9 protein-coding genes are annotated in these 6,213 nt (G+C 49.7%); 5 read left to right on the top strand and 4 right to left on the bottom strand.

The window, feature by feature from the left end:
* Together C8P63_RS18500 and C8P63_RS18495 are read left to right on the top strand one after the other, a co-directional pair.
* Window positions 1-472, top strand: a 472-nt coding sequence (locus tag C8P63_RS18500) for an NAD(P)H oxidoreductase (RefSeq protein WP_108026852.1), incomplete at its 5' end; no start/stop codon positions are given.
* A gap of 286 nt (window positions 473-758) precedes the next feature.
* Window positions 759-938 carry a carboxymuconolactone decarboxylase family protein gene (locus tag C8P63_RS18495; protein WP_108026849.1) on the top strand — a complete coding sequence of 60 codons (180 nt, stop codon included), beginning with the start codon at window positions 759-761 and terminating at the stop codon, window positions 936-938.
* 1,211 nt (window positions 939-2,149) lie between these two features.
* Here C8P63_RS18495 and C8P63_RS18485 read toward each other — a convergent pair.
* Entirely contained in the window at window positions 2,150-2,383 is a 234-nt protein-coding gene (locus C8P63_RS18485) for a hypothetical protein (protein WP_108026843.1), read from the bottom strand.
* A gap of 753 nt (window positions 2,384-3,136) precedes the next feature.
* Here C8P63_RS18485 and C8P63_RS18475 point away from each other — a divergent pair.
* A complete protein-coding gene (locus tag C8P63_RS18475) occupies window positions 3,137-3,784 on the top strand; it encodes a site-specific integrase (protein ID WP_108026838.1) in 648 nt (215 codons plus the stop codon).
* Window positions 3,785-4,029: 245 nt separating this feature from the next.
* A complete protein-coding gene (locus tag C8P63_RS18465; protein ID WP_108026832.1) occupies window positions 4,030-4,680 on the top strand; it encodes a hypothetical protein in 651 nt (216 codons plus the stop codon).
* On the opposite strand, the gene C8P63_RS19860 is transcribed toward C8P63_RS18465, so the two are convergent.
* Together C8P63_RS19860 and C8P63_RS19855 are read right to left on the bottom strand one after the other, a co-directional pair.
* Window positions 4,658-5,017, bottom strand: a complete 360-nt coding sequence (locus C8P63_RS19860; RefSeq protein WP_170109768.1) for an ATP-dependent DNA ligase — start codon at window positions 5,015-5,017, stop codon at window positions 4,658-4,660. The genes C8P63_RS18465 and C8P63_RS19860 overlap by 23 nt on opposite strands.
* 7 nt (window positions 5,018-5,024) lie before the next feature.
* Entirely contained in the window at window positions 5,025-5,354 is a 330-nt protein-coding gene (locus C8P63_RS19855; RefSeq protein WP_281258748.1) for an ATP-dependent DNA ligase, read from the bottom strand.
* A 52-nt stretch (window positions 5,355-5,406) separates the two neighbouring features.
* On the opposite strand from C8P63_RS19855, the gene C8P63_RS19320 reads away from it, so the two are divergent.
* The gene (locus tag C8P63_RS19320) at window positions 5,407-5,565 is read left to right on the top strand and encodes a hypothetical protein (protein WP_170109767.1); all 159 of its coding nucleotides are present in this window, start codon (window positions 5,407-5,409) and stop codon (window positions 5,563-5,565) included.
* Window positions 5,566-5,727: 162 nt separating this feature from the next.
* Here C8P63_RS19320 and C8P63_RS18450 read toward each other — a convergent pair.
* Window positions 5,728-6,213 (bottom strand): endolytic transglycosylase MltG (locus C8P63_RS18450; RefSeq protein ID WP_211308316.1); only part of this gene is annotated, 486 nt, incomplete at its 5' end.

Genomic DNA, 6,213 nt, shown 5'->3' with positions numbered 1-6,213 from the left:
ACCAATACCCGTTGGCTTTTTCGATTTTCAGCAAAATTTACGAGCATATCGTTCAAATAACGGAGAAGTTTACTCGTTTTTCACCAGTCTTCTAGAGGTGGAGAGGGAAATGGAAAGAATGAAAAAACACGATGGGCTGGCTTTTGTTTTTCCACTTTGGTGGTGGAGTATGCCCGCCATGTTGAAGGGGTATATAGACCGCGTCTGGAACGATGGCTTTGCTTACGGTCCAAATAAGCTCCAGCATGAACATGTTTTGTGGATCAGTTTGGCAGGCGCTCCGATCGAGCGTTTTGAAAAAAGGCGATATAACACGATGATCGATCATTACTTTAATATTGGTTTGGCTGATTACTGCGGGATTCCAAACTCGAAGATAAAACTTCTTTATGAGACCATTGATCCAAGGCCCGGACATGTGGAAAAGATGCTAAATCAAGCTTATAACCTGGGCTTGGATTACGCTAGCTAGCGTAGCTGGTCATGATGCCGACAGGCCTTACTTCCTCCAAGCTCTTTGGCTGTTCCTCGTGCGTTCCGGTCTTCGATTCCTTGGTTATAGATGGCTTGAATCTGTGGCCAATCCTCTCCTTGTGCCTTACGCATCGTCCAGGTATCGTTCATGGGGGGAGCGCCTCGATCCATTTTTAATCGCCGTTGTCTTGTTCGGGGAGGGACATTGACGGTGTTAATATGACACCAAGAGCGAAAAAAATCAGCTAAGCTTAAACCATCAAATATAAAGAGGAGGCTTATAAATGGCAAGATTACCTGACATCAATGTGGAAGGAACGCCTTTTAAAAAAGTACTCGCCAATACTCCTGAGATCCTTGATGCTATTCAACAGATGGATAAGGCGCTAAACAACATTTTAGATCCTGAACTCATGGAGATGCTGCGCCTGCGGACGGCATCAAACAACGGCTGCGATTACTGACAAAGCATGGACCCCGGGACTCTGGATGAGTCCTCTCGTGAACATGCCATCCAAAAAGGCGAAACAGAATTATCAGAAAGGCATAAACTCTCACTCGAACTGACTGATCACATCATGGCTTACCATGGACAGCTGCCAGATGAATTGTATAACAGATTGACTGAGCATTTTACACGTGAAGAGATCATCGCCCTCTTTTTCCAGATCGGAAGTAAAAATAGTGGAAACTGGTTTGCTATCGCGATGGGGATTGAAAATGAATAATTGAATGTAAGGGTAATCAGGCATAACGGCCACTTTGGTTTTTGACCGATACCAGGAGACTGGCGCTCTTGCGATACGCCCCCGAAAGCCGCTAGTGAACTTGGGGGGGCGGGTAGGGCGGGCCCCTTTCGGAGCCGTTCCCCCCTAAGAACTGACCGTGCGAGTTTCCCCGCAATCAGGGGTCACCGGACCGAAAAAAGAAAATTGTACGTTAAGGCGATCAACGGCCGTAAAAAACCCGGCATCCTGTACGCTAAGGAGGCGGGTTTGGCCTCAAGGTCATCTCGTACTTGATTCTTTTTCTCCTGTGACTGAAAATCCAAGTCGTTTGTATAGACGAATTGCAGGATTCTGTGTAAGGATAGTTAAACTAACAGGCACATTTCTCTTTCGGGCTTTACTAATAAGCCTACAAATAATTTATTACCAATCCCTTTTCCTTGGAATTGAGGAAGAAGTTCGATATGTTGGGGTCCCGCCAGCGATTTGAGAAAATCCTACACTAAGACACATTTATTTCAGACCGACCCCCTACTTTCGGCCACCCCTGGGGTACCTACACCCCTCGCTCCAAAATAAAAAGGCCTCAGAAGGCGAAGTTCTGGGTTCAGGCCAATATTGACATCACACCGACAGGACCCGACCGTCGTTTTCCTCCTGGCGGCAGCCGCGGGCCCGGTTTCTGCACGGGAGATTACCACCGGCGAATTGTTTTCACCTGAAGCCCGCGTTCTAAGTACCAAAATATTAAGTTACCATGTGAGTGGAAAAACCAAGTGTAATCCCACAGCAAGAGAAGCCCGGCCGTCTCCTAGGCGGCCGGGCTTCTCTATGTTGCCCACCCGCCTGGGAGAGGAGGCGCTTGCTCACGGACCCGCCGGAAATGGCGCTTGGGATCCCGACTGTCATTCCCTCCCGGGGATGACGGCCGTACTTCCGGCGATCGGTCACCACCCGGGAGTCGGTGGCGCGTTCCCGACCAACCGGTTTCCTCCCCGGGGGGGCGCGGCGACGCCTGGGCCCGCCGATCCCCTCCCCGGGAAGACGGCGACGTACCGGCCAACGGTTCCCTCCCGAGACGGCGGCAGGATCATGGTTACCGTCCACCCGAGGATGGGCTTTTCAGTCAGTCGTTTCTTCAATTCCGATTCCTCCAGCCCCAGGCGAAGGGCCAGTTTCATTTTGCGTGTCACCCCGATCTGCTGAAGCCAATCGCTGATGATCCCGGAGTTAACGTCTAACTTTTTTGCGATCCGCTTGTGTGTGGCCTTGGTTTACGTGGAGGTCATATAACTTCTTCTCAAAACTCCGGCTGTGTCAAGCCCAGTTTTTCGTAGATCGGACGACGCACTAATAAACCACCTCCCTCTAAAAGCAAAAAAACCGAGTGAAACCCCGGTTGAGCTACTTTAAAACTCGCACTCGTGTCGTTCTACTTGACGGTCAAATTCATCTTCCGAGATTTCGCCTTCCAAATAAGCTTCCAACAGGGTCTTTTCCTTTTCGGTAAAGTAGATTCCTACATAATGAAACGATTCCAAGACAGTTTTGATCCGGCGTTCCTCTCCCTTACGGTCTCACCCCTCAGATGGTCTTGTTGAAGGACAAAAAACAGGACTCCTTAGCGTTCGTTTTCCGCCTTCTTCTTCAAGAACATGTAGCATACCCCTGACAGTTGTTCCTTGAGATATAGCTCTTTTGTTTTCTTGCTTATTCTCATTTAATGTTTTAATAATAGTCTACAAAAAGAAGAAACGGGAGGAAAATCACCCATTGGATCCAATTGAAAAATTCATTGAAAGCTATCGAAAACATGGAAAGCGCCGCAATACCCTGGAATCTTACCGACACGCCCTCCGTCACTTTGAGAAGTTTCTTGCGGACCGAGACGGGAACCTCCCCATCTAAGGCCGGAAGACATCACCGAATTCATCATGGAACAAAAATCTCGAGGACTCAGTAAAAACACCATCTATCTTCGTCAGACGGCCATCAGCCGTTTTCTGGAGTTCACTGGTCAACAAGTGGATTATAGGCGCGTTGGGAAATCCCGGAGAAATAAAGCCCTTCCCCTGTCTCGGGAGGAGTTTGAAACGCTGTATTTCCAACTTCTCCGTCACACCAATCTACGGAACCGGGCGTTGGTCGCCCTTTTTCTGTTTTGCAGCCTGCGGCCGGCCGACGTCCTCTCTCTGACCTGGGCGGACGTGCAGCTTGGAAACCGATCCGGGACATTGTTTCACCACGAAACCCAACGGTTCATCCCCCTTTGCGCCGAGGCTTGCCTTCATCTGATCAATTATACTCAAGGAGAAAAAAAAGACCCCACGCAAAAACTCATGAATATAGGCCGCCACAATGCAGCCTATCTGGTTGAAAAGCACTTTGGGGTCCAAGCCACGAAACTGCGCACCACTTTTGAATACTGCTTAATTCAATCCGGTTTCAGCGACCCCCTGATTGCGTATTTATTGGGCCGAAAAATCCCCGACAAAGCTTTTTACCTTCCCGATCCACCGGAGCTTTCCCGGTTGATCCAACGGGCCTGGGCCACCGAATACCCCGTCATCGCCACTCGGTGATGAGACCCCACCTACGGGATTCATCAACACACTGAGGTGATCTGATTGTCCAGCTATTACAACATCTCGTTTCCTCCTGATCCCAAAGCCCCCCAAAAGATTGAGGAAACAGCCAAGGCATTCTTGAGAGGAGAAAAAGAGAATTACAATGTGATGCCGACCAAGGTCTGTTTAAAAGACGTTCTCTATTACCAGGTTTCTTTTTTTATGGTAAATTTACCCCTAACGGTGATCCGAACGGTTTCTTGATCATCAAAGAAGATGGCACAACACCGCCGATAGAAGAGGCCGAGGAGCCCTTACGTCTTTTGGTGTTTGCGGATGGAATCAATCGCAACCTGTATTTTAAGGGAGGCAAATGGGCTATTCGTCCCATTGATAGTTGGCTAACGTTACGGAATATCCTGTCAAAAATCGAAGAGAAGTTGGATATGCCCAACCTTCCCGAAGAAATGCAAAGCACCTTTCAGGCGTTTCAAAGCGTCCCAGATACCGTCCTTGAGAAACAAGAGCAGATCCGATTTGTCACGAAGAAGTGGGAAGGCATCTACAACAACGACCTTCTCAAACACCGAATCTTAACAACAGAAATTTATGAGAAACTGAATGAGTGTTTTGAAAAGCTTATCGAAAGCGTCTTCCTTCAGCATGATGTTCAGTTGGCAACCAGGGAAGACCGGAAGGCGTTTTTGAAATATCTCCGGTCCCGTGCCCTCCGCAGCTTTCCACTGATGGTATTGTACATACGGCTGAAAATGCATCACCACTTCATTGATTTTGGAGTCACGAGGGAAGATGAAGCATCTCACAAACGAGTAAGGAATGATCTCACGCGAGATAAAGGAAGCGAAGAACAGTTCAAAGAAATCATTGCTATAACCCGGAACCCGAGATAAAGGGGCCCCCCTTACCCCTAGGGAGAAATAAAAACAGCCCCCGACCGATTCCAAGCTCCATCACGCCACCCGGGCGGAGCCGACCGTCCTTCTCGACAGCAATCAGCCATCCGGGATCTTCTTTCCGGTATCCGGTGATGACCACTTCCGTCTCGTGCCAATGGATCACCTTTTGCCATGCCCAGGAGCGTTTTCCCGGTTGATACCGGGAATCTTTCCGCTTCATGACGATCCCTTCGAGTCCTGCTTCTCCCGTGGCCCGAAAGAGTCCGGTTCCATTTTCCTCGACGTGCCGGATCCGGGAAAACACCTCGTTTTCTTCCAGGACTTCTTCCAACAGGGCTTTACCGCTCCATCAGAGAACGATCCATCACCGTTTCCCCGCGGTGCATGAGAATGTCAAACACCACGTATTGGACGGGAAGGGAACGTGCCAATCGCTTCACCTTCATCGGATCACGGGTTTTCAGCCGTTTCATGACTCGTTCAAAATCGGGGCGGCCTTGACTGTCGGTTACGGTTAGTTCTCCGTCCAACACCGTACCCCCAGGAATGGGAGGGTGTAACAATTCCGGGAACCGTGACGACACCTCATTCCCGTGCCGGGTGTAGGCTTTCACTCCGTCCATGGTACTCAGAAGCAGCCGAAAGCCGTCCATCTTGGGTTCGGCGATATATCGCTTATCATCGAAAGGTGTTGAACGTCATTGGTGGGTGGAGAAAAGCTTGGAGGAGACGTATCGGTCCAGTGATGTGGAAGCGGTGGTGGATCATCTGTTACAGCTTCGGCCCCTGGAGTCCTATCACTCGCCTATGATCTTGGTACGGGAAGAGATTTCCTTGGAAGACGCTTTCGAATCGGGAGCAGGCGGGAGCCGCTGTTGATGGTTTGAAGTATGGCGGTCCCCCAGACTGTTTCCGATCAAATGCCGGGAAAACGAAGCGTTTTGGTCCATGGTCAGGCGGAAGACAGTTGAGTAAGATTTCAACAGCCCCCCTCAAATCAAACTGAGGGGGGCTGTTTGCATTGATCCGTTATTTTACGATCTAAGGATGTTCAGTACCGTTGGTTTGGGCCTTTGCAGGATATAAAGCGGCCATCAGGGATTCGATCCCGGGATTGTTCAGAGGGCCGGGGGGAAGACCGGGACCGTTCTGATAGCTTTTGAACCCCGAATAAGGGGGCGGAGCGGGAGGAAGTTGAAGGTCGATTCCTTGGTTCAGACGATCGTAAATTTTCCGGGCTTGGAACGGTTTTTGACCCCGGTTCTTGGTTTGCCATTCGATTATGGATGCGATCGTCACCCACTGATCCACCGTGAGATTTCCCTCACGCAGACGCAGGCGGACTTCGGAAGTCATCTTCCGGTCAAACCGATCCAGCATGACGTGAAGAATGTCTTCCGCTTTCGTTTTTTTGTTGAACTCATAAACCCCCGGCATTAAATACCCTTCCAATGGATAAGGGCGTTGATGGGGGATCTCTTGCAAAAAGGAATAGTCAAATTTGGTTTGGTTGGCAGCCCGATAAAA

This window comes from Melghirimyces profundicolus, assembly GCF_003054245.1.
Lineage (GTDB): Bacteria > Bacillota > Bacilli > Thermoactinomycetales > DSM-45169 > Melghirimyces > Melghirimyces profundicolus.
The sequence above is the reverse complement of the archived record's forward strand: the minus strand, read 5'-3'. Positions and strand labels throughout refer to the sequence as shown.